This window comes from Streptomyces sp. NBC_00873, assembly GCF_045207415.1.
Classification (GTDB): domain Bacteria; phylum Actinomycetota; class Actinomycetes; order Streptomycetales; family Streptomycetaceae; genus Streptomyces.
Genome location: NZ_CP108803.1, coordinates 236,399 through 259,615 on the forward strand (window position 1 = coordinate 236,399; position 23,217 = coordinate 259,615).

Annotated in this window: 17 protein-coding genes and 3 pseudogenes; 10 read left to right on the forward strand and 10 right to left on the reverse strand. The window is 70.1% G+C overall.

Features of this window, described 5'->3' with window-relative positions:
- Positions 1–292 precede the first annotated feature (292 nt).
- Positions 293–2,746, reverse strand: coding sequence for a beta-N-acetylglucosaminidase domain-containing protein (locus OH809_RS01110; RefSeq protein ID WP_406415477.1), 2,454 nt, complete (start codon positions 2,744–2,746; stop codon positions 293–295).
- A gap of 112 nt (positions 2,747–2,858) precedes the next feature.
- Here OH809_RS01110 and OH809_RS01115 point away from each other — a divergent pair, with 112 nt between their 5' ends.
- Positions 2,859–3,407, forward strand: coding sequence for a glycoside hydrolase domain-containing protein (locus OH809_RS01115; RefSeq protein ID WP_406424652.1), 549 nt, complete (start codon positions 2,859–2,861; stop codon positions 3,405–3,407).
- Positions 3,408–3,885: 478 nt separating this feature from the next.
- Here OH809_RS01115 and OH809_RS01120 read toward each other — a convergent pair whose 3' ends face one another.
- Complete coding sequence (locus OH809_RS01120) at positions 3,886–4,236, reverse strand: Ig-like domain-containing protein (RefSeq protein WP_406415479.1); 351 nt, start codon at positions 4,234–4,236, stop codon at positions 3,886–3,888.
- Between the two features lie 280 nt (positions 4,237–4,516).
- Here OH809_RS01120 and OH809_RS01125 point away from each other — a divergent pair, with 280 nt between their 5' ends.
- On the forward strand, positions 4,517–5,419 hold the full coding sequence (locus OH809_RS01125; RefSeq protein ID WP_406415481.1) for a hypothetical protein: 903 nt from the start codon (positions 4,517–4,519) through the stop codon (positions 5,417–5,419).
- A gap of 225 nt (positions 5,420–5,644) precedes the next feature.
- On the opposite strand, the gene OH809_RS01130 is transcribed toward OH809_RS01125, so the two are convergent.
- Positions 5,645–6,607, reverse strand: a complete 963-nt coding sequence (locus OH809_RS01130; RefSeq protein ID WP_406415483.1) for a helix-turn-helix domain-containing protein — start codon at positions 6,605–6,607, stop codon at positions 5,645–5,647.
- 97 nt (positions 6,608–6,704) lie between these two features.
- Here OH809_RS01130 and OH809_RS01135 point away from each other — a divergent pair, with 97 nt between their 5' ends.
- On the forward strand, positions 6,705–10,928 hold the full coding sequence (locus OH809_RS01135; RefSeq protein WP_406415484.1) for a S8 family serine peptidase: 4,224 nt from the start codon (positions 6,705–6,707) through the stop codon (positions 10,926–10,928).
- An 88-nt stretch (positions 10,929–11,016) separates the two neighbouring features.
- Positions 11,017–11,640 (forward strand): annotated as a pseudogene (locus OH809_RS01140) (ATP-binding cassette domain-containing protein); the annotation flags it as partial.
- A 210-nt stretch (positions 11,641–11,850) separates the two neighbouring features.
- Here OH809_RS01140 and OH809_RS01145 read toward each other — a convergent pair.
- Entirely contained in the window at positions 11,851–13,035 is a 1,185-nt protein-coding gene (locus tag OH809_RS01145; protein WP_406415486.1) for a TIGR03118 family protein, read from the reverse strand.
- Between the two features lie 203 nt (positions 13,036–13,238).
- Positions 13,239–13,532, reverse strand: coding sequence for a hypothetical protein (locus OH809_RS01150; RefSeq protein ID WP_406415488.1), 294 nt, complete (start codon positions 13,530–13,532; stop codon positions 13,239–13,241).
- A gap of 528 nt (positions 13,533–14,060) precedes the next feature.
- Between OH809_RS01150 and OH809_RS01155 the strand changes: the two genes are divergently transcribed.
- Positions 14,061–14,807, forward strand: coding sequence for a phosphotransferase family protein (locus OH809_RS01155; RefSeq protein ID WP_406415490.1), 747 nt, complete (start codon positions 14,061–14,063; stop codon positions 14,805–14,807).
- Positions 14,808–14,840: 33 nt separating this feature from the next.
- Here OH809_RS01155 and OH809_RS01160 read toward each other — a convergent pair whose 3' ends face one another.
- The 3 genes from OH809_RS01160 to OH809_RS01170 are packed head-to-tail and all read right to left on the reverse strand — an operon-like array spanning position 14,841 to position 18,192.
- Positions 14,841–15,233 carry a hypothetical protein gene (locus tag OH809_RS01160; protein WP_406415492.1) on the reverse strand — a complete coding sequence of 131 codons (393 nt, stop codon included), beginning with the start codon at positions 15,231–15,233 and terminating at the stop codon, positions 14,841–14,843.
- Entirely contained in the window at positions 15,230–17,344 is a 2,115-nt protein-coding gene (locus OH809_RS01165; protein WP_406514812.1) for a hypothetical protein, read from the reverse strand. Before OH809_RS01165 ends, OH809_RS01160 begins: the two co-directional genes overlap by 4 nt.
- Positions 17,341–18,192, reverse strand: coding sequence for a hypothetical protein (locus OH809_RS01170; protein WP_406415496.1), 852 nt, complete (start codon positions 18,190–18,192; stop codon positions 17,341–17,343). The genes OH809_RS01165 and OH809_RS01170 overlap by 4 nt, the downstream gene beginning before the upstream one ends.
- Positions 18,193–19,396: 1,204 nt before the next feature.
- On the opposite strand from OH809_RS01170, the gene OH809_RS01175 reads away from it, so the two are divergent.
- A complete protein-coding gene (locus OH809_RS01175) occupies positions 19,397–19,774 on the forward strand; it encodes a nuclear transport factor 2 family protein (protein WP_024757633.1) in 378 nt (125 codons plus the stop codon).
- 74 nt (positions 19,775–19,848) lie between these two features.
- Here the strand turns inward: OH809_RS01175 and OH809_RS01180 are convergent.
- Together OH809_RS01180 and OH809_RS01185 are read right to left on the reverse strand one after the other, a co-directional pair.
- Positions 19,849–19,977: pseudogene (locus OH809_RS01180) on the reverse strand (IS630 family transposase); the annotation flags it as partial.
- A 424-nt stretch (positions 19,978–20,401) separates the two neighbouring features.
- The gene (locus OH809_RS01185) at positions 20,402–20,857 is read right to left on the reverse strand and encodes a hypothetical protein (RefSeq protein WP_406514813.1); all 456 of its coding nucleotides are present in this window, start codon (positions 20,855–20,857) and stop codon (positions 20,402–20,404) included.
- A gap of 16 nt (positions 20,858–20,873) precedes the next feature.
- Between OH809_RS01185 and OH809_RS01190 the strand changes: the two are divergent.
- The 4 genes and pseudogenes from OH809_RS01190 to OH809_RS01205 form a co-directional block, all read left to right on the forward strand.
- A pseudogene (locus OH809_RS01190) lies at positions 20,874–21,022 on the forward strand (IS5/IS1182 family transposase); the annotation flags it as partial.
- A gap of 24 nt (positions 21,023–21,046) precedes the next feature.
- On the forward strand, positions 21,047–21,250 hold the full coding sequence (locus OH809_RS01195; RefSeq protein WP_406415500.1) for a hypothetical protein: 204 nt from the start codon (positions 21,047–21,049) through the stop codon (positions 21,248–21,250).
- Between the two features lie 135 nt (positions 21,251–21,385).
- Positions 21,386–21,805, forward strand: a complete 420-nt coding sequence (locus OH809_RS01200; protein WP_037699834.1) for a YciI family protein — start codon at positions 21,386–21,388, stop codon at positions 21,803–21,805.
- A complete protein-coding gene (locus OH809_RS01205) occupies positions 21,778–23,109 on the forward strand; it encodes an RNA polymerase sigma factor (RefSeq protein WP_406415502.1) in 1,332 nt (443 codons plus the stop codon). Before OH809_RS01200 ends, OH809_RS01205 begins: the two co-directional genes overlap by 28 nt.
- The last annotated feature ends 108 nt before the right edge of the window (positions 23,110–23,217 follow it).

Below are 23,217 nucleotides of genomic sequence, written 5' to 3' on the forward strand. Positions count from 1 at the left end.
TCGACAATGAAGTCAGTCGACGTCATTGCTCTGACCAGGCTCGACTGACTTCGTTGTCACGCGCCGCTGCTCTTCTCGTGCGGCTGGTGCCTGCCGCCGGGCGGGTACACATGCGGCCGATGCCGCGACGCCGAGAACACCACCCGCCTACAATTCCAGCGAATAAGAAGCCGGTCACATCCCGGCGCCGGCACCGACGACGAAGCAGGCCCTGGCTCCGGCATGCGGCCGCCCCCGTCAGGGCGGCCGCATGCGGGCCGGGCGGTGGGTGGCCCGGCGGTGTCAGCCCTGGTCAGCCCTGCTTCACGCGGCCGAGGACCTCGACCTCGGCCATGTTGAGTTCCACAGGGTTCTTGCCGGCGAGCCACACCCGCACATAACGCCCCCGGGCGTTGGTGTCGATGGTGGTCGGGCTGCCGGCCTGGGCGGTCTCGTGCTGGCTCCAGACGTCCGGTTTGCCGAGCTGGTCCGCGAGTGTGCCGGAGAAGGGCTGGTCGGAGACCAGGACGTAGTAGTCCTTCGTCCTGTCGGCGCAGCAGTCCGTCCGGTTGTAAATCTTGATCTTCTCGAGGTCGGCGCTGGTGCCGAGGTCCACCTGCCACCATGGCTGTACTTCCCGGCCACTGGTGGTGGAGAAGTTGAAGCGGTCGCCGTCGACGGCCTTGTCGGCACTGAACGGGAAGGTGCCGCCCCAGGCGTAGTCGGAGATCTGGGTCGCCTTCTTGCCCTGGGCGAGTTCGCGCAGGGGCGGCAGGCCCATCGACTCGTCGTGGAGGTTCTCCACACGCGTGACGAAATCCTCGACGAACGGATCGCCGATCTTCACCGGGCCGTGCTGGTGGTGCTCGGCCGGGTCGACCATGATCTGCGACGCCTCGGCGGCGAGGGAGTCCATGGCCTTGCGTTCCCTGGCCGCCTCGGTCGTGTTGCCGGCGTCGATCGCGGCGAGCGCGTTCAGGCCGTGCTCCATTGCCCGGCCCCACAGTTCCGTGGCGTCCAGCCAGCGGGAGGTGTCGGAGAGGAACAGCTTGTCGGGGACGCCCTCGCGGATGACGGCCGGTGCCCGCGTGACCGCGCGGACGGACGGGCGGAAACCGTTGATCGCGGATCGCTCATCGGTTGCGTACGCCTTCCAGAACCGCTCCAGCTCGGCGCTGAACACCGGGGCCTGGGGCTGCCACAGTTCGGAGCCGAAGGTCGGGGCCGCGTGGTTGAGGTCGACGAACACCTGCACCGCGTCGGCCGTACGCGGGTCACCCGCGGCAAGGTGGAGGGCGGCCTGGCGCCCGGAGCGGTCGCGGTCGTAGCCCCGGTCGTTCCACGAGAAGTCCGACATCGTGAAGACCGCGAGCTTGCTGGCGGCCTCCTGGTTCATCGGGTTGGAGACGATGCCGCTGAGGTGGTCGGACAGTCCCGGCTCACGCTTGTCGTACGGCGCCAGCAGCAGTCGCCCGGCGGTCCGGCCGAAGTCGTTGACCGGGTAGTTGTCCCACACGAAGACCTTGCGGCCGAAGAGTTCGGCGGCCTTGGACGCCTGGGCGTTGGTGATCTCCCGCGGCACCACGTCCGTCCCGGTCCACATCACCTGGACCTCGGGGTCGAGCGTGGCACGGAGCGCCTGCTTGTACGCGGTGTCGGTCAGGTCGCCGTACTCCGTGGGCACCATCTGCAGCGGGTTGGCCCCGGGCCGCTCGGCGATGAAGTCGCGCTGCACCGTGTTCAGCAGGCTCACCTGGGCGTGGGCCGCCGCGCCGCGGCCCGGCGGGCCGAACTTCCGCGCGTCCGCGTCGCAGTTCCAGCGGGTGTAGCTGATGTCGTCCAGGGGGATGGAGAACGACCGTACGCCTGCGTCGTACATCGCCTGCATCTTGTCGGTCAGCGCCTTGGTGTCGGCGTAGTCGGAGTAGCAGATGGAGGCGCCGGGTGAGACGGCGAAGGTGAAGCGGACGTGGTCGGCCAGGGCGCGGTCGATCAGTTCGCGCAGTTCGGCGAGCTTGGCCTGCGGGTAGGGCTCGCGCCACTTGTCCCGGTGGTAGGGGTCGTCCTTCGGCGCGTAGACGTAGGTGTTGGACTTCATCTCGCCGAGGAAGTCCATGTGGTCCAGGCGCTCTTGTGCGGTCCACGGCGGGCCGTAGAAGCCCTCGATGGTGCCGCGCAGCGGCATCGACGGGTAGTCGCTGACCTGAGCGCCCGCCACCTTCCAGTCGTCGCCCGCGCGCTGGAAGAGCTGGCGCAGCGTCTGCACAACGTAGAACTGGCCCGTGGCGTCCGTGCCCCCGAGGGCGATCTCGGGATGCGACTGCCGGCCCGTGACCCGTAGGGCGTAGCCCTCGGCGTGGCCGGGCACGGCGGTGTCACCGAGCGCCTTGGCAATGTCCGGGCGGTCGGCGGGCCCCAGCCTGACGGTGAGCAGTCCGTCGGACGCCGACGGGACGCTGTCGGGGGAAACGTTGTCGACACGCGCGGCGCCATGCTCCCTCAGCTCGCGGACGAGGCGGTCGCGGGCGGCGGCGTCCGTGTGCGCGTCCGCGACGACGAGTACCCGGCCGGTGACGGCCACATCGTTGCCCGAGCGGGAGATGGCCTGCGGTGTCGGGGAGACGGTCGGCAGGGGGCGGGTGCCCGCCGGGGCCGCGCGCGCTCCCGTGGTTTCCGCGGCCTGTGCTCCGGCTCCGGGGGTGAGCACCCCGAGCGTCACACAGCCGGCTATGGCGATCACGCCGAAGGCTGTTCTACGCCTTCTCATCAGACCCTCCACATGGTCTAGACCACTTTGGCCTTAAGAGGCTACTGGTCCCACTCGGTTCACTGTCAAGACATTCGACCCGTCGGCTGCGGCAGGGGCTCGTGCCGCGCCTCTGGCAACAGGGGCCGGTCGGGGAGAAACCGGTGACGGCGGCTGGCTTCCGCGCTGGGCGCTGGGGCCGAGCGAGACCAACGTGATGAGCGGGGAGGGTCCGACGCCGTTCATCACCTCCCTGTACGCGCGCGGGCTGCTCGACAAGCCCACGGCGCGGGCCCTGTTCGAGGCGCTGTGGAAGAACGTCACCGAGGTTCCGGCCGATCCGTCGGTGTTCCGTGGACGGGACGGCAACCCAACGTATGTGCGCAACGGATGGATCGGCTACCAGGACAAGGGCGGCTACGTCTGGGGCGACTCCCGGCAAGCCGGTTCGGCGACGCTGGAGTACGCGCTAGCCGACTGCGGTCTGGCCGACATGGCCCGCGGTCTCGGTGAGTCGGCGAAAGCGGCCGCGCTGCGCGAGCGGTGCGGGAACTTCGCCAACGAGTGGGACTTCGGCGTGGGCTCGAAGGGGTTGCGAGCTGCTGTTGGTTTGCCACCGGGCGTTACGTGCGAATCCAGCTCGCGACCACCGCTCCGCTGTCCCTGGCCGAGGTGGAGGTGATCCCGTCATGACCGCGGCACGTCGATGGCTGACGGGGTGTGCTGTCGCTGGTCCTGTGCGCCGCGACGCCCGCCTTCCTGCGTTCGGCCGGCGTCAGCGCGTCCTGCGTCCGACACAACCGGTCGGCCACGGTCTCCCCCGCCTCTCTGCCCCGATCGGAACCCGTGCGGGCGCGCCGCCCTCAGCATCTCGTCGGCCGCTCATGCAGTCCTTCCGCCCTGTGGACACTTGTCAGCGCGGATCGTTCCACAGCGGAGGGACGGCCCCCCGGCACTGCCCCCGAGCCCGCCCCGCACGGCCTCCAGCTCGCACCGCACGGCCCTGGCGCCACTCCGGTCCCGGGAACGGAGCAGTCCTCCGCGCAGGGACTGAGCAGGCCTTCACCCGGAAGCGGAGCAACCCGCGCCCGGGATGACGGACGCGAGCGTCGCCTCCGGCCGGCTCACCGGCCGGAGGCGACGCTCAACGGCGGCCGGCGTCAGCCGTCGTCCGCTTCGCCCGTCACCTTGATCCGCACCGGGTCGGAGACGGCCTCCCGCCCGCCGACGGTGACATGGGCACGGATCAGGGCCTTGCCGCTGCCGACGGCCATGACGAGCCCGTCGGCGGAGACTCGCGCGACCGACTCGTCGCTGCTCGCATAGGTGATCTCCACCGGACCGGACGTCTGGCGGTCGGCGTTGAGGGCGAGCCCCTCGCCGTCCGCTGTGATCTCGACCGGGTCCATGTTCCGGGTGTCGATCCGTCTGTTGAAGCCGTCGTCGTAGTCGTTGTTCGCGATCGTGACACCGCGCGCGCCGTCGAAGGTGAACAGCGGCGCGGTGTCCACGCGCGGGCAGCGTCTCGGGCTGTGCTTCACCCCGGCCTACGCACGGTACGACGGCGCTGGGCCTTCTCTCCGGCGGCTCCGACGAGACGGTGTGCAACGCCTCCTCCAGCGGCACCTACCGGAACTACTTCACGAAGGTGCAGACCGTGCTGAACGAACGTGGCCTGCACGTCTACTGACGGCTTACCCCAACCAGCTGCCCCAACCGGTGAAACCTGTCCCGGCCCAGCCACGTCACAAAGACCGGACAACCCACCAGTCCGTTCATCAGGGAGGCCACATGCGTATCAGGACAGCGCGGTCCGTCAGCCTGCTCGCTGGAATCGCTCTGTCTGCCGCCGGCCTGGGGGCCGCCGCCGGTTGCGGCAGTGAGCAGGAAACCAGTCGCAGCACGAAAATGCAGGCGCAGCGCGCTCAACAGGTCGCCGCGGCCTGGGACGGGTCAGCCGCGGCTGCCACATGGCGTGATGGTTTCCACCCCATGAGCAACGTGGTCCAACTACCGCGAGGCGGACTGCGGAGCAAGTCTGATCGGCAGGCCTACCAAGACCACAGCTTCGTTCTTGAAGGCAAGTTGCCCACCACCTCGCCGAAGGAGGGCCGAGTGGCATGGAACGACGGTAGGACACTCACGCGACCGCTGGTGGGGGCGGATGAGTCGTACAAGACCGTGGCTGGCGGCGACCGCGTCGGCGGAAAGCCACACCTCACCGTGACCGGGGCGAGGCTGGGTGAGATGAGCGTGGCCACCGCCCGCGGAGCGGCGGTGGTCCCAGCCTGGCTGTTCAGTCTCAAGGGTTATGGCTCTCCCCTCAAGCAGGCGGCTGTCATCCCGTCGAAACTCCCCCAGTCGCCGATCAAGCGGGCTATCGACGTCCCCGGTTATTCACTCAACAGGATGGTCCGAATGTCCGCAGACAGGCGATCGGTCACCGTGGAAACCCTTCATGGCGTCTGCGACTACGGCCCCACAATGAATGTGCTCGAAACACGCGGCAGCGTCGTGCTGTCAGCATCCGTCAAGGACCAGGCGGACGGCGGGCACTGTACTAAGCAGGGGAAGTTGCAGCAGGTGACAGTGAAGCTGGACCGAGCCGTGGGCGACCGCGTGCTGCTCGACGCACACACCGGCCGACCGGTTCCCTACAGGCCGCCGCACGGGCCTTCGCCGAGCTGGAGCTGAGCCGCGCCACGAGACCATCCGGCAGTGGTGCGCCAAGTTCGGTCCCGAGTACGCCCGCCAGTTGCGCCACCGCCGACCGCACCGCGGGTGCTGGTGACCGACAAGCTCCGCTCCTACGGTGTCGCCCACCGGCAGCTGCTGTCACAAGCCGAATTGTGCAGGCATGGAACGCGCGCCGAGACCACATCCACTCATTGCCGCCCCACCTGCTGCCGGCGTGCTGTCTCACAACCAGCCGCGGCGGGCCGCGATCACTCCGGCCTGGAAGCGGTTGGCGGCGCCGAGGAGGTCGTGCAGGCGGCTGATGCGGCGGCGCATGGTGCGGACGGACCAGCCGAGCTGGCGGGCTATCGCCTCGTCCTTGAGGCCGCTGACCAGGAGGGTGAGGACGAGTCGGTCCTCCTCGCCGAGGGGGTCCTCGGCGGGGGCGTTGAGGGGAAGGGCCTGCTTCCAGCACATTTCCCAGTAGCCGGTGAGGGCATCGAGCAGGGTGGACGGGCGGATCACCGCGGCGCGGACGTCGTTGAGGTCGAGGGAGAGCGGCATCAGGGCGAGCTTGCGGTCGGCGATGGCGAGTTTGATGCCCAGGCCGGGCAGGACGCGGGCCTGTTCGCCGTGCCGGACCAGCTCGCGGACGTCGTCGAGGACGCCCGGCCATTCCAGGGCCTCGGGGGCGTAGACCGCGCGGTACCGTACGCCGCGGCCGAGCGCCGTCGCCTCCACCGGGTTGGAGGTGGTCAGGGCGTACGGCGGCCGGTCCAGGGTCATCACGTCCTCGTGGGCCTCCTGCTGAAGGCGGACGAACCAGCGGCCGAGCGCCTCGCTGCCGGTGGTGATCTCCACCTCGTCCTCATAGGTCGCGCCGGTGCGCGCGGCGGCGAACAGCCGGGACAGCTCGTCGGCCGCCGAACGGACCCGCTCCAGTTCATTGCTTCTGGCCCGCACCAGCGCCTCGACGGCGGCGCCCGGTTCGATCGCGGCGTACCGGCGGCGGGAGCCGGCGAGCCGGCCGACCAGCCCGTGGTCGCGGAGCCGGTCCAGCGCCCTGGCGACGCGCTCGGCCGAACAGTCGAGATCCGCGGTGAGTTCGGCAGGCGCCGCCGTCCGCCGGGTCAGGACGGCGCGGTAGACGCTCTCGTCGAACGGATCGATGCCTGCCGCCGTGAGTTGCGGTGTCTCGGGAGTCATGGACGGATGGTGGCCCAATTGTGCCAGCGGCAGCAATGGGCCATGGAGATCAGTTGTGCGGCAAGTGCCCTCGCCACTAGGACCTTTACGCATGGCAATGAAGTCACGAAGATCGCGTCATGCCGCCCTCGCCGCCGTTGTTCTCGCCGGCACGTTGGCGGTGACACCGGGTGCCGCCAACGCGTCCACGCCCGACCCGTCGCAACGAGTGCTCGTCGAACTGTCCGGGAACCCAGCGGTCACCGCCGCGCCCGGTGGATCGCTGCTGTCCGCCGAGGCCGCCCGCGGCGTCGGCGCCGCCCGCCGCGCGCTCGACGCGCGGCAGGAGACGTTCCTCGGCTCGGCGAAGAGCGCCGGGCTGCACCCTTCGGCGACCCGCAAACTGGGTCTGCTCGTCGATGCCGTGGCAATGACGGTGCCCGCGTCCGAGGTGGGGCGGCTGTCCTCGCTGCCGGGCGTCACCGCGGTCCGCCCCGACACCCGGGTGCTGACAAAGACGGACGTGAGCGTGCCGCTGATCGGCGCACCCGGCGTCTGGCAGCGCAAGGACACGGCCGGAAGCCGCGTCACCGGCAAGGGGACCACCGTCGCGATCCTGGACAGCGGCGTGGACTACACCCACCCCGACCTGGGCGGCGGACTCGGCAAGGGGCACAAGGTCGTCGGCGGGCACGACTTCGTCAACGGTGACGAGGACCCGATGGACGACAACGGCCACGGCACCCACGTCGCCGGCATCATCGCCGGCAAGGCGGCTGAGAAGGGCGGCGTCACCGGCGTGGCGCCCGGCGCGAATCTGCTGGCCTACAAGGTGATGGACGCCGACGGCTCCGGCTACACGTCGGACATCATCGCCGGAATCGAGGCGGCCTCCGATCCGGCCAACCCGCACCGCGCCGATGTGATCAACATGAGCCTCGGCGGCCCCGGCGACGGCACCGACCCGCTGGGCCGCGCCGCGACCGCGGCCGTACAGGCCGGTGTGGTCGTGGTGGCCGCGGCTGGCAACGACGGACCGGGCACGGGTACGGTCAGCAGCCCCGCAACGGCCGACGGCGTGGTCGCGGTCGGCGCGTCGACAAGCAATCTGCGGCTGCCCAGCGCCTATCTGGCCGGCCAGAAACCCGAGTTGATCCAGACCTACCGCGGCATCCTGTCCGCGAACCCGCCGGAGCACCCCGTCACGGCGCCGCTGGTCGATGTCGGCGAGGGCACCGCCGAGGACTGGAAGCGGGTCGGCGACGTACGCGGAAAGATCGTACGGGCCGAGATGCTCATCGCCTCCAACGCCCAGTACCTGACGGCGAGGGCCGTGGAGTGGGCGAAGGAGGCGGAGAAGCGCGGCGCGATCGCCGTGCTGGCCGGCCTGCCCTCCAACGACGGCCCGGTGTTCGTCGCCGGAGCACCGGGAGAGGTCGGGCCGCCGGAGGTGAGCCCTGAGCCGGGAGTGGCCCAGGTGCCGTCCTCGTCCGCGCGGATCGACGCCTCCGGCGACTCGCTGCGCATGGACCACCTGGTGGTCATGGGCATCGACTCGACCCAGTACACGGAGTTGAGCGCCCGACTCGCCGCCGGGAAGGTCTCGGTGACGCTGCGCGGCACCGACACCACCGACCGGATCGCCTCGTTCTCCTCACGCGGTCCCGCACAGGGCTTCGGTTTGAAGCCCGATCTGGTCGCACCGGGCGTGGAGATCCGCTCCACCGTGCCCAAGGCACTGTACGGGCCCGGCGAGTACCGCATGTCGGGCACATCGATGGCGACCCCGCACGTCGCCGGCGCTGCGGCCCTGCTGCGCCAGCTGCATCCCGGCCGGGCGCCTGCCGAGATCAAGGCCGCGTTGGTCGGCACCGCGAAGCCGCTGAGCGGCAACGGGCCCACGACGCAGGGCTCGGGCCGGCTCGATGTGGCCGCGGCCGCCTCGGCCACGGTCAGCGCCTCGCCGGCGTCGGTGTCGTTCGGACTCGCCGATCTGTCCGGGCGTCACGTCGGCGGAATCGCGAAGGTGACGCTGCGGAACTCCGGCAAGCGGCCGGTCGCGACCTCGCTGCGGACCGACGGTCCGGCCACGGTCTCGGCGAAGCGGGTCACCGTACCGGCCGGGGGGACCGCGACCGTCACGGTCTCGCTGCGCGTCGCCCGACCGGCGGCCGACACCGAGATCAGCGGCCGTCTCACGGCGACTCCCGACCGGGGATCAGCGATCGGGGTGCCCTACCTGCTCGCCGTCCGGTATCTGGCCGTCCAGGCCGCACCCGACCCGAGCGACGGTCACTCGACCGTGCACATCGCCCCGCCGACCCGGCTGGCCGCACCGCCGGTCGTCACCGTCACCCCGCCTCGCGGCAAGGCCGTCGACGTCACTTCCACGCTCGATCCCGCCAGCGGCTACTACCGGGCCGAGGTGACCGGCAGCGTGGCCGGCGCCTACCGGGTCTCGGTAGGCGGCACCGCCGGCACCGGGCAGCGGCTCACCGGCGCCGGTGCCTTCGAGGTCACCCCGGTCGACAGCCGCAGGAACCGCTGGGAGCCGGTAGGTCCCAACGGCCAGGCCGGCTCCATCACCCTCTCGTCGAGCCGGCCGAAGCAGGCCGTCCTCACCCAGTACAAGAAGGCGGCTCCCTGGCTGACCACCGACAACGGCGCCTCCTGGCGCCAGTTGGGACGACTGCCTGTCGCGGACGGCACGGGTCCGCTCGTGGTGGACGCGAAGAATCCCGACCGCTGGTGGTACGCCGTGAACAGCGTTCACGACGGCAGTCGCCGGGGCGCCATCCTGCGCACCGATGACAACGGGCGGACCTGGCGCACACTCGACGTCCCGGACACCCGCATCGCGGCGCTCGCCGCCGATGAACGGACCCGCACCCTGGTCGCGGTCACCTCGGACGCACTGCTGGTCAGCACGGACGCGGGCGACCACTGGACGACGTATCCGACCGGCGTCACCGGCGGCATCACCGCCGCCGTCGTCACCGGTGACACCCTCTATATGACGACGTATCACGGCGTCTGGGCCCGCTCCGGCATCGGCTCGGGCAACCCCGGCGAGGCACGCCTGCTCTTCGACCCGTCCGGCGAGACCGTCGGCGGGCTGGCCGCCGACTCCTCGGTCGTGGCGGTGTATGTCCCGGGCCGGGGAGTTGTCGGTTCCCGTGACGGCGGGGAGACCTGGACCACCCTGCTGTCCATGACGAACGGCGGCCTCCGCCTGACCATCTCGGGTGACGACCTGTACCTGAGCACGCTGTCCGGCAGCGGCCGTCTCAGCCGCGACCACGGGCAGACGTGGACGACGGTCGCCGCGCCGTCGCGCGCATCGGTACCGATGGACTACGACCGTTGGGCCGACGGTTCCGTCACCGTCTCCAGCGAGCAGGACGGTCTCTACCGGGGTGCCGCGGACGGCACCGGATATCGGCGGATCGGCGTCCAGGGACTGACTGTCAACGATCTCGTGGTCAGTGACGGCCATCTGCTCGCCGCCACCGACAGCGCGGTCTACCGCACCGCCCTTCCCGTCGCGAGCCCGGAGTGGGGCCAGTCGGGCGGCGAGGGCATGAGGGGCGTCACCGTCCCGCACCTTGCCGTGTCGGCCAAGGATCCGAAGGTGATCTGGAAGGTGCGGCGCACCGCGTTCAGCTCATTCACCGTCGAGCGCAGCGGCGACGGTGGTGCCACCTGGGAGGAGAAGGGCCGTTCGGCGGAGGTGCCGACGGCGCTCCTGGTCCACCCCGCCGACCCGAACCGGGTCATGGTCAGCTTCCAAAGCCTTCTGGGCCGGGGGCTGTTCGCCACCAGCGACGGCGGCACGACGTGGAAGAACCTCTACCACGAGCGCTCCTTCGGCACCATCGCGGGCGACCCCGCAAATCCGCTGCGCCTGTGGCTCGGCAACACCGCCGGTCTCTACCGGTCTGACGACGGCGGGGTGACCGTCACCAAAGTCGCCGACGGCCCGGTGACCGCGATCGACCTCGACGGACGGCGTCTCGTCGTCGGCGGCGAGAGCGTCCGCGTCAGCACCGACGGCGGCCGGGCCTTCCGCACCGCGGACACCGGCGCTCTCGCGATCCATGTCTCCGACCTGCTCCGGGTCGAGGACACGCTCTACGCGGCCACCACCAGCTCCGGGGCCAGCGGCCTCCTGCAAGGCGGCCGCGGCGTACTGCGCAGCACCGACCACGGTCTGAGCTGGCACAACATCTCAACCGGCCTGCAGAACACCGACACCACCAAACTGGCCGCGAGCCCCGACGGCCGCACGCTCTACGTCGGCACCGTCGACGGCGGCGTGCACCGTCTCAACCTGCGCCACTGATCACTACGGACCGGGCGCCCGGACGGAACCTCTGTCCGGGCGCCCGGTCCGCGCGTTGACGCGGCCGGTGGATCAGCGCAACGACCACGACGGCCGGGCCGCCCAGCGCGGGCGCTTCAGCGGCGGTTTCGCAGCTGCGCTCCCCGGGCGGCAGCGGAGGGAACGGGCGGCGCTACGGGTCTCCGCCGGGGTCACCGCGCACCGCGTCGCACAGGACCGGGGGCCGCGTGACAACGAGAAGATGGGCTACGGCCACCGCGCCGGCCGGGTCCAGAGCCAGATCTCCCGGCGGGTGCGCAACGCCACCCGCCGCCTGGAGGAGCTGGAGCGTTCCCAGGTCGGCGAGCCGCCGAAGCCGCTGCGGTTCGAGAGCACGGCGCTCGCCGCACCGGCGGCGGAGGGCGACGGTCCGCTGGTGTCCCTGGATGACGTACGGGTGCCGGGCCGGCTCGCAGCGGTGAGTGCGGAGGTGTCGGCGACGGACCGTCTGCTGGTCACCGGTGGGAACGGGGCCGGGAAGTCGACTCTGCTGGCCGTGCTCGCCGGGCGGCTCGCACCCGAGGGCGAGATGCGGCGGCGCGGACTGACCGTGGGACTGCTCGCCCAGAACACCGTTTTCGACCGGCCGGACCGGTCCGTCCGGGACACCTATGAGCTGGCGCTGGGTGCCGAGCGGGCCGAGGCGGTGCCGCTGGGCTCGGTCGGCGCGCTGCTCGCGCACGCCGTGGAGGAGACCTGCCGGGCAGGGATCTCCCTCCTGCGCGTCGACCGCTACGCGGGCGACGACCGCATGCTCGTCGCGTCCTACGGAAGCAACGGCTTCCCGCCGACCGGGGCGTTCACGGTCGGCGAGGACCGGTGGCCGGGGCAGGCGCCGGCCCGGCGCGTGGGGCAGTGCGCCGGGCTCGGGCGGCGGGGTCGGTCAGTCCTCGGCGCGCAGGGTGCCGAGCAGTCCGTGGGCCTCGCCCTCGATTCCGGCGGCGAACCACACGGAGTCCTTGCCACCGGACTTCTGGGTGCCGCGCAGCAGCCCCCACAGCCCGGGGATCTCGATCGCGTTGCCCTTGCGGTCCCGCAGCGTGCCCTTGAACTTGCCGCTGTTCGGGTTGAAGACGTTGATGTGGCCGTCCCCGAAATTTCCGACGAGCAGGTCGCCGGAGAACTTGCCGAACTTCTTGGGCGCGATTTCCAGGCCCCAGGGCGAGTTGAGCACGCCGCGGCTCGCGAAGCGCTTCAGCAGCTTGCCCTCGGTGCTGAACGTGTCGATGAAGCCGTTGCCCGCACCAGGGACGTCGTCCTTCTTGTCCTCGTCCTGCTTGGCGTAGGTCACGAAGACGCGCGAGCCGATCTTCTTGACGTCGAACGGCGCGAAGCCGTCGGGGATGTTCGGGTCCTGGAACCGGTCGTCGGGTGGCAGGAGGTTGAAGTCCTTGTCGAAGACGTCGATGCGGGCGTCACGGAAGTTGGCGACAAGCAGCCGCGACCGCTTGTCGTTGCCGGCCGTCTTGCCGCGCTGTGCGCAGGCCCTGCTGTGCTTCTTCTTGGCCGGGATCAGGGTCAGGCCCTTGAAGACGGCGTTCTCGCCGTCGCTGTTCTCGTGCGCGACCTGGACGGCGTTCGTCAGGTTCACGTCCGGGCTCCAGGCGAAGAGGTCGCCGTTCTCGCCCGCGAACAGGAACTGGGCGACACCGCTCTTGCCGAAGCCACTGAAGCGGAAGTCGTCGGTGTCGTTGCGCACGATCCCGGTCGGGGCGCCGCCCTCCGGGATCGACACCACCAGGTCCAGGATGTTGACCGGCTTCCCACGGACGGCGCCCGAGTACATCGTGGCCTTGTCCATGCCATTGTCCGAGGCCCACACCTCTCCGGTGCGCGCGGCGGCCAAGCCCCAGGGGTTAACCAGGTTCCCGTCGGTCGCCTCCGCCCTGCCGGGGATATCGGAGACGAGATCACGCTCCCGGAAGCCGTGATCGGCCCCGTGCGGCGACTCCCCCGACCCGGGCGGTGCCGCGGCAGCGAGGGCGCCGACCGTGCCCAGGGCCAGCGCCGCCGCCGTCAGCCGCCTTCGAAGGGGCCGGGGTCGACAGGCCGATACGTGCTGTGCCATTCAGATACTCCTCTACCGCAATCAGACAAACTGGCAAAAGTCATCAGATGTGACGGGGTGTCATTTGGCCAGTCGACACACCGGATCGTCACACCCCGGTGGGCGGCTCCCTGCGCGGCACGAGGCGGACCTGCCCCTACGCCGCGGTCGCTGGTCCCTTACGCCGCGGTCGCCGGCTCTGGTACCCGAGATACCAGTGCCGGTCACCCACGTTGGTTCAGAGCGCGTGTCAGCTCGCGGTTGGTTGCCCGCGCGGCCTCCAGCTCAGCTTCCCGCTCCTCCGGGTGCGACGACAGCTCGACGCTCTTCTGCTCCAGCCGGGTAATCGTGCGCTGGAACTCCTCGATGTCCGCGGGAGCGCCCAGGTCCGACTCGCGCCAGGTCTGCTCGCCCATCAGCTCCGACAACGGCTTCTCCAGTTGGTGAACCCGAGCGATGAGCCGGATATTGCGGGCGTGAGCGTTAGCGAGGTCGGCCTGGAGCGAGGCCACGCTCACGGGGGGAGGCGCCAGCCGGGTCGTTCCGCGAGGGCTCAAGCTCGGCGGCGTGGTGCAACAACCCGCCATAGAGGCGGGTGATGGCGGTCGGCGCGGAGCAGTCGGCGGCGGTGCAGCGCTCCCCCGCAGGGCTGCGGCCTCGGTGGCAGCGGCGCCGAACGCAGGCTGCCTCGATCGTGGCCGGCGCATCGTCCGGGACCGTCCCCGGCTCGGGAAACGCCCGGGCGCTGAACTCACGCATCGCGCGGGTCTGCCGCTCGACCGCCTCCGCGATGCCCGGGTCCACCCGCCGCACGGGCGTGACGGCCTGGTGAGCGGCGAGCTTGTGAACGGGGTTCTGGGCTGACCGTTGACCGTTCTTGGTGCAGCTTGTCCTTGGCGCCTGGTGACTCTTGGACTCCTAACAAAAGTGGTGGGACCGGGTCGGTGTCGTGCATGAGGCCGCCGGTAGCGGGACGTGGTCAGCCGCGTAATCGCACGCGATAAACCCGTGCGACGTCGGCGATCATCCCCGGGATACTGTCGCCCATGGATGAGGTCAAAGTCGTCGTCGCCCATTCCGAGCGCGCGACCCTGCGCGTCGGCGACGTGTTCCTGAAGGTGGACGCCGATCAGGCACGCATCGACGTCGAGGTCGAGGCGATGTCCCTCGCCCCGGTCCCGACCCCGGAGGTCCTGTGGCGCAAGCCGCCCGTGCTCGCGATCGCCGCACTCCCGGGGACGACGCTTGGGCGCCTCGGCGGGCCGTCGACCGGGTCACCGGCGGCGTGGGCCGCGGCGGGCGCCGCCATCCGGAAGCTGCACGAAGCGCCGCTGCCGCCCCGGCCCGGCCGGGCCGGGCGGAGCATCGTCGCGCTGGCGGCGGAACTCGACGACGAGTGCGAGTTGCTCGTGACGAACGGCCTCCTGCCCGCTGACCTGGTCGCCCACAACCGCCAGGTCGCCGAGGCCGCGCTCCGGCCGTGGACTCCGGCGTTCACACACGGCGACCTGCAGATCGCGCACATCTTCGTCGACGGCGACGAGGTCACCGGCATCATCGACTGGTCCGAGGCGGGCCAGGGTGATGCCCTGTACGACCTCGCCACCTTCACGCTCGGACACGAGGAGCACCTCGACGACGTCATCGGCGGCTATGGCACCGACATCGACCTCGACGTGATCCACGCGTGGTGGTCGTTGCGAAGCCTGCTGGCAGTTCGCTGGCTGATCGAGCACGGCTTCGACCCCTCCGCGCCGGGCTGTGAGGTCGACGTGCTGAGATCCCGGATGTGAGGCTGCGCGGGCCAATCTGCCGGGTTTTGTCTGTCAACCGCGGTAGCGGTGGTTGCTGATGTGCGTGACTTTCGCCTGTGCTTCCAGCGCCTCCTCTGCCTGGGCAGCGCGGAGGGCAAGGAACTGAATCTGTGCGGCGGCGAGCTTGAGTTGATCTTTCAACTCTCGGTTGCGGCGACGGAGCTTTGCGTTCCTGGCGGTGAGCCGGTCGTGCTCGCTGCGGGTGCCGGGGGTCGGCTTCGTCGGTTCCGAGCGGCGGAGCCCGATCTCGCGTGCGATGTCGGGGTAGTTGCGGCGGAGGGTCGTGTTGCTCATGCCGACCTTCTGCGCGAGGGCGAGGACGCTCGGGCGACGGTTGTGCTGCTCGCAGGCGGTGAGCATCTCCTGGAGCTTCTTGCGGATCAGGGCCTCGGGGACGGTGTTCATGCTGAGGCCTCCAGCCGGCCGCTGTCCCGGAGGAACTCGGTGATCTTTTCTTGTCGTTTCCGCAGGCGGTCGGCCAGCAGCGGCGGCAGGGGCGGGCGGGCGTCGAGCCGGCACTCGATCCGGTCGAGTTCGCGGTGCCAAGCCGCTGTGTTGGCGGGTGTGAGGGCGACGTTGCGGCAGGCCAGCGGCTGGCATCCGCCGTGCTCGGGCATGTCTTCGGCCCGGCCGCGCTTGGCCTTCTCGCAGAGGGCATTGGTCGAGTCGTGGATGCAGGTGATGTAGTCGCCTGGATAGACCGCCGGATCATGCCGCTTCATGATCCTTTCTAGTCGGCGCTCGTCGAGAACGACGGTGCCTTGGAACTGGGAGCGCTCGCCGAACTCATCAAGGCGCCGTTCGGCTTCGTCGGCAGCCGGTCCGGCGAGGTCGCGGTGTTCGTGTCCTTCGACCATCCCGATGAGGCCCTGGCCGCGAGCCAGGGCCTGCTCACTTTCGACCTCCGCGCGGAAGCCGGACGAGCTGGTGCCGGCATAGCCCTCGAACATCTGGATGCTGTGGTGGCGGTATTGCAGGGCCCCGGCAACGACGCCTCCGGGGTGGCGGGCGATGAACCAGGCCAAGGTGCGCCGGAAGAGACTCGTCTTGAGGGCAAGGACGCTGCCGTTGACCTTCGGGATGCTGTCCGGCCGTTCAGTGGCGGTGCAGTAGTTGTTGATCCACTTCATGTAGTCGTTCAGCTGCTGATTGGTGCTGCTGGTGCAGAGGGCCGAGCGGACAACGGTCTTCTTGCTGCCCGGGCCGTGCGGCAGACCGTTGAAGAGGTAGTCGGCCTCGGGCGGCTGGAGTTGTTCGAGGATCTTGATCGCCTGGGCGACCGGCTTGCCGACGACCCAGGTGGCCATCACGCCCGCGCTCTCGTCCTCGCCCTTGAAGGCCAAGCTGGTGACTTTCCAGCGGTAGGGGTTGCCGTCGGCGTCGCATTTGACGTGGAGGCAGTCCCGCCGCAGGTGCTTGACCTCGGAGTCCCGCATGCCGCTGAGGAACGCGATGATCACGTAGGCCGCGGCCATGAGCTGGCGGGAGAGAACGGCCAGGCTCTGCGGGGTGGTGTGGTGGCATTCGATATCGGTGATCCAGGGCTGACCGTCCAGCCGGCCTCGGATCGGGATGTCCATCCCGGCAGAGTAGGTCGTTCCGACGTGTGCGGCTGCCTCTTCGATCTGCGATGTGTGCAGCGACACCTGGCGGCTTTTGGCCCGGATCTTCCGGGCGATCTGGGTGACGTTGGGGTGGCCAAGGAACCCCGGCAGGGGACGGTTGGCCTCAATGTGCTCGGCGAGGAAGCCCTCAACGAGTGCGGCGACCTCCGCCGGGGGCCGTCGCGGCATCGTGTCACTCCGGCCCGACCGGCGACGTTCGTGCCACTGGCGGCTGCCCTCCAGGATGTCGGGAGCGAAGTCGTTGATGAACCGCAGGGACCAGACGACCAGCGGCCCCAGAACGGACTCGGGCAGCCTGGAGGTTGCGTTCTCGCTCCTGCTGCCGGACGAGTGCGGACTGCTCCAGTCGTCGAGGTGGAGCGGGTCGAAGGCCAGCGCATCCGGCCCAAGAGCCGTGCGCCATCGCCAGAGCAGACGGACGAAGGACCGGGCCGTGACGCCGCGGGTCGAGCCGGCCGACAGGACGACGATCAGGTGCCGAAGGTATGCCTGCAGGTCAGGGCCGGTGATCAAGCCGAGGTGGAGGAGATCGGGATGGTGGGACCACCGTTTGTCGAGCCACTTCGTGAAACGTACGAACTCTCCGAAGTAGGTGCGGATCGTGACGATCTCAAGGCGGTCCTCGCCGTCCGGCAGTGGCCCGGACAACAACTCATAGAACAGCCGTTTGCCTGCCGGGCGGAACCTTTCCGGGACGCGGGGAAAGTTCAGGATCAACGCGCGGTCGTGGGCCATGAGTTGGGCCGAATCCATCCGCCAGACCGGGTCGCTGTAGCGGCTGGTGTCCTCAAGCCGCAGACCTGAGCCGAGCTGGCGGCCGTGCAGGACGAACGGGTCCGCCGCATGCTCGGGCAAGGCGGAAGGCAGGACAGCGGTCGCGGTAGGAGTCACGGGTGTTCCCAGGGTGATTCGACAAGATCGAGGAGGGCGTCGGGCAGGGGGTGCTTGCGGATCTCGGCGACCTCGGCCGGGCTGAACTTCGGCAGCACATCGCGGCGGATCGCGGTCCAGGTCGGGCCGTAGGCCTTCCACCAGGTGTCCTCGTCCATCTGCTGCAGCCGGGTGTGCATCGCGTCCAGAAGGGCCAGCAGCCGGGGTAGCTTGTCCCGGGTGATCAGGCAGTTGCCGCAGTGGAAGCAGGCCAGGAACGAGTCCTGGCAGGGCCGGCCGGTCTCCGGGTGATGGTCGTGGTCGGTGCAGGCTCCCCAGGCGGTGTCCGTGCCGGTCGCGTCCGCGTCCGGTGCGACGGCCGGGCCGCCACCGCGGACCCGCGAACGCTCCTCATGGACCTTCAGGGCAGCCCGTTCGTGGGCGGTGCGGGCCGCCTGTTCCGCATCCACCAGGGCCTCACCCATGACCTCCTCGGCCCACTCGCGGATGGTGGGGTCGGGCCGCAGATAGTTGGTGTAGAGGACCTGGGCGGTGTTCGACTTCGCCGCCGAGGGCAAGTGCCCGCCCATCCGTTTGGTGCGGCGGGCCTCGGCGGAGGTCTTGATCCGGTTGAAGGTCACGATCAGTGGCCCCGGCGGAGCCGGGGCCACCTCCTCGCCGTTTCCGGCCTCCGGGGCGACGTCGGCCAGCAGCGGCTTGGCCCGGGAGGCGGCCCAGCGGGCAAGCGGCAGGTTGCCGCGGGCCCGCAGGGCAAGGCCCTGTTCGGCGCACCGCTGATTCGCCGTGGTGAACATGTCCTTCCAGGTCGAGACCGCCAGCGGCATGCCCGACTCGCCCAGCCAGAACATCGCCGGCTCCAGGCCGTCGGCCGTTTCCCGCAGCAGTCGGCAACGCTCCGCGACTTCAGGCGCCGGACGTCGACCTGCTGGCCGGCCGCCGTGCCACCGGTTCGGGTGGCGATCATCGGGCGGTCTGGGTCGGCGATCACCAGCGGGCGGCGGATTCGGCGGTAACGGCCGGCAGCCCGGGCCTCAGCGACCACCTCGGCCCGGTCGATGTCCCGGTAGTTGGCCAGATCCCTCGCCACCGAGCCCGGGGCATAGATCCAGCGGGCCGAACCGCCCTTCGCGATCGCTTCCGGAAGCCAGAACCGGCGGAAACCCGCAGACCCCGGCCCGGCTGGCATCTCCATGTCAGTCACCGCGGACTGCTCGGAGATCCGCATCCCGGTGCGGACCATCAAGTCGGTGTAGAGCGCGTTCCGCGAGGCCCATCGGCCTCGGAACCGCGTCCGTGGCAGGCCCGCGACGTCGTAGCCGCGGACGCCGACGTCCCGCCAGCGCCGGTAGGACGCCGCCGGCAGCCACTCGATCCTCTCGCCGGCCTCGTCGTGGGCGTAGGTCGCCGGAACCGTCTCCCGCCCAGACCTCCCAGACCGGCGAGGGGCGACCGTCAGTCCGGGCGGCGGACTCCGCCGATCCCGCTGGGGAATGGGGACCTCGGACACGAGCTGCCTGCCGACCGCCCATTGGTAGAACTGGTTGACGTGCGAGACCTCCGTGCTCCACGTCGTCCCCTGAACCGTCGGCCCGCTCTCGTCCCGGCGCCGCCAATGGTGGAAGGCCAAATGGTCCTCCTCGGTGGCCTGCCGCCAGTCCTTGCCGCCCCGCGAGAAGTACAGGAAGTTGAAGTACCTCGCCATCGCCTCGGCGGCGTTGTTCTGGGAGTGCCACGACGCCTCCAGCAGGATCACCCGATGGAAGTACGCGTTTAGCGCGACGTCGTACGCGAACGTCGGTGACAACAGGTATGGCGTCCCATCCGGGATTCCTGCCTCGTCAAGCCAAGACTCCCAGGTCAGAGGCAACCCCGGCACCGCCCAGGCCAGCTCGGCGGCCTCTGGAAGCTCCCGCGAGCTGTAGTGGACTGACCAGCGCTTCCTCCCCAACACACCCGGACCATAGCTAGTGCTGTGACCGGGATGGTTCACCGTGGTCGGGAGACGGCTCACGGGACGAGCGCGGTCCGCGAGGCGACTGGTATTACTGGTGCATGCAAGAAGAGACCGCGCGGTCCGCGATCGACACGTTCATCTCCGCGTTCAACGCCTCGGACGACAGCTATGTGACTGCGCTGCTCTCCCAGGCCCTAACCTCGGACGTGGTCTTCTGGGGACCGTTGGGCCGCAGTGAGGGGATCGAGGCGGTCGAGCGGTTCGTGCTGGACATCCGGCGCCACCCCGCGGGGACCGGCACGATGGTGCGCTGTTCGGCGGTGGACATGCCGGACGAGTGGGCCCGGTACCAGTGGGTCTTCACGACGCCGGATGGAGGCCCCCGCCTGGCGGGAACGGACGTCGTCCATCTGCGGCGGAGCCTCATCGACCAGGTCATCGTCTTCGCGGGGGAGATCGAGCCGTCCGCCTCTTGAGTCATTCTCCTCTGGCGCCGTCCTTCTCCTGAACCGGCCCCGTTCGGGGCTCCGGGTCTGCCCAGCCGAGATCATCCGGCCGAGGCCAGCAGCATCATCGCGCGCCGATAGCGCACCGAGTTGGTGCTGCCCCGGCGCAAGATCTGCTGCAGCCGCTGCCCCTCCTGGTCGGTCAGTCTGCGCACACGGACAGGCTCGGCCACCGCGCCTCCAGCGGTCGGATCGGACGTCACCGCACATCCAACCGCCACGACGACCAACCCGGCGAACCTATGCGGTCACAGCACTAGCTCCGGTCATAGACCGAGCGCACACAAGCGAGCGCCTGACGGAAGCCGGGCGAGGCCATGTCGCGGATGTTCACCGGCGTCTCGGGCGCGGCAGCGGCTGCCGGGGCCGTCGCGCCGACGGCCAGGCCCCGGCCTGGGTGATTTCGTGCGCAGGCGGACTGTCGCGAAGGTCGTCTCGATGGGGTTCACAACTGCTGAGCAGGCACATCGTTTTGGCGAACGTGGGCACGATGGGGTGAACGGTGTCACAAGCTGCGGGTATGCCCGGCGGGGTGTGCGTAACGTATTCGGTGCGATCTGGGACGCCGGGTGGGCGTCAGCAGTCGGGGCCCCCGTGTCACCAGCGAGATGGTTCGGGGCCTCCCCGTCGCCTCCGGCCACACCCATATGGCCAGGTCGTAGGAATTCCGCCCGCCCGGGACGGACCGCATACGGGATATGCGTCGCCGACCGGGACGCGAAAGCGAAGGACCAGTGCGCCCAAGACCGTTCGGGGCGTACCCGTGAGCCGGGACTCACTCCTGCTCACTGCCCAGGAACGGTTCGTCGTCCGCAGGTGGTAGTCGTAAAACGCCAGCAGTTCGTCCTCGTCCTCGACGATCTTCTTGACGGCCTTGGGGAACTTCGCCCCATACTGCCTGGCGAACACGGCGACGGCCTGGGCCGCGCACTCGCGGTCTTCGGCGTTGTCCGTGGCGACCGGCTCCAGCAGCCTGGCCTCGGCACGGTCGCCACGTGACGACGGTCCATCCGGCAGCTCGGCCCCCTTGGCGCTCTGTACCTCAGCAGACACCGGCATGAACGGCTAGGGCAAGCTGCGACGCTGCACCGAGAGGAGTGGCAAGGCGGTGAACTTCTACCTCCGCCTCGCCGCATCGTCACGCTCCGCATGCTCATCCGCCGCGCGGCGACGCTGTACCGCTGGGACACCCGGCCCACCACCCGCCGCCTCAAGTGACACCTACTGCCGGTCGGTCCAAGGGTGAAGGTCAGACATGCGAACACCGTCGACGCGGCGGTCGTCGGGTTCACCGGTCCACGTGCCCAGCCCTGGCGGCTCGTGCTCGTCCCGACCGGGGAGAGGCAGGTCCGATTGCTGGCCCGGCTCGCCGCGGGCCTGTCTGTCCGGATCGGCCAGGAGCTCGGCGCGGCCGTCGAGCCGGCCCGGTCGGTGCACCTGGCCTGACCGGACCGACGGGCCGGACCCTCGTCGGGTGCAAAAAAAATGGCCCACGTCCGTCTGCCGTGTCGATCCGCGGCTGCCCCGTTCGACCTTGGAGTGAGAGGGTCGAAAGCGGCCCCGACATCAAGGAGACCGAAGATGGCGAAGTACATGCTGATCATGCGAGGCACGGACGAATCCGTCGCAAAGATGATGGAGACGCCCTTCGAGCAGATGCTCGAGACGGTGGGTCGCTTCAATGAGGAGATGATCCGGGCCGGCGTGCTCGTCGCCGCCGAGGGCCTGGACGACCCGGCCCAGGGCGTGGTGGTCGACTTCAGCGGCGAGGCGCCGGTGGTCACCGACGGTCCGTACGGCGAGACGAAGGAACTGTTCGGCGGCTTCTACGTGATCGACGTGGCTTCAAAGGAGGAGGCGGTCGAGTGGGCCAAGCGACTCCCGGCAGTTGCCGGCACGAAGTGCGAGATCCGCCGCGTGCCGAGCATCGACGAATTCCCGCAGGACAACGAGTGGATCATCAAGGAGCGGGCGTGGCGCGAGCGAACCGGCCAGCTCTGACGCCCGCAGCCACCAGCGGTCCGCCGAGCACCGAGTCGGCGCGGCGGGCCGTCGAGGCCGTCTGGCGGATCGAGTCCGCACGGATCGTCAGTGCACTGGCCCGCTACACCGGGGACTTCGAGCTGGCCGAGGACGTCGCACAGGAGGCGGTGGCGGAGGCACTCCTCACCTGGTCGCGCGACGGTGCGCCGGCGAACCCGGTGAGCTGGCTGCTGGCGACCGCGCGACGGCGCGCCATCGACAGCTTCCGCCGCCGGTCGGCACTCGACGAGCGATACGCCGTACTCGCCGGCCGGCTCGCCGAGGGGGAGGCGAGCTCGGGCGCGGTGGCCCCGCGGGACCGGTCGGACGACCTGCCGTGGGACCCCGACCGGGTCGACGACGACGTCCTCGCGCTGATGTTCGTGGCCTGCCATCCGGTGCTCTCGCCCGAGGCCCGTGTGGCCCTGACGCTGCGCGCGGCCGGCGGCCTGTCGAGCGAGGAGATCGCCCGGGCGTTTCTCGTGCCCGTGCCGACGGTCCAGGCACGGATCACGCGGGCGAAGAAGACGATCGCCGCGGCGGGAGTGCCGTTCGAGCTGCCGCCGTCCGAGGAGCGGCGCGAGCGGCTCGGCGGTGTCCTGAGCGTGCTGTACGTGATCTTCACGGAGGGCTCGACAGCGACGACCGGTGACCGCCTGCTGCGCCCCGATCTCGCGTACGAGGCGATCCGGCTGGCCCGGATGCTGGCCGCATTGCTGCCCGATGAGCCGGAGGTGTACGGGCTGCTCGCTCTGTTCGAGCTCACGGCCGCGCGCTTTCCCGCACGCACTGGGCCCGATGGCGAGGCGGTGCTCTTGGAGGATCAGGACCGGCGTCTGTGGGACCGGTCGGCGATCCGTCGTGGTCTGGCCGCGATCGGCCGGGCCTCGGCTGTCGGGCGCGGCCTCGGACCGTACGGGCTGCAGGCAGCGATCGCCGCCTGCCACGCGTCGGCGTCCTCGGTGCCGGAGACCGACTGGGAGCGTGTCGTGCTCCTCTATGAGGCGCTCGGCCGCGTGGCTCCGTCACCCGTCGTCGAACTCAACCGGGCCGTCGCCGTCGCAATGGCGAATGGACCACAGCAGGCGCTGTCCATTGTGGACGAGCTGGTCGCCTCCGGCCGCCTGTCGGGGTCGTACCTGCTCCCGAGCGTGCGCGGCGAACTGCTCGTCCGGCTCGGCCGGACCGCCGAGGCGCAGGCCGAGCTGGAGCTCGCCGCCCGGCTGTGCCGCAACGTCCGCGAGCGTTCGGTGCTGCTGCGTAAGGCGGCCGCGCTGGCGTGATACCCGCCCGCCTCCCGCTGTCCGGGGAGGCGGACCGACCGAGTCGGACGGGCCGCTGCGGAGCAGCCGGAACCACATGAGCAGCGAGTGTGCCGGGGCTCAGTCTCG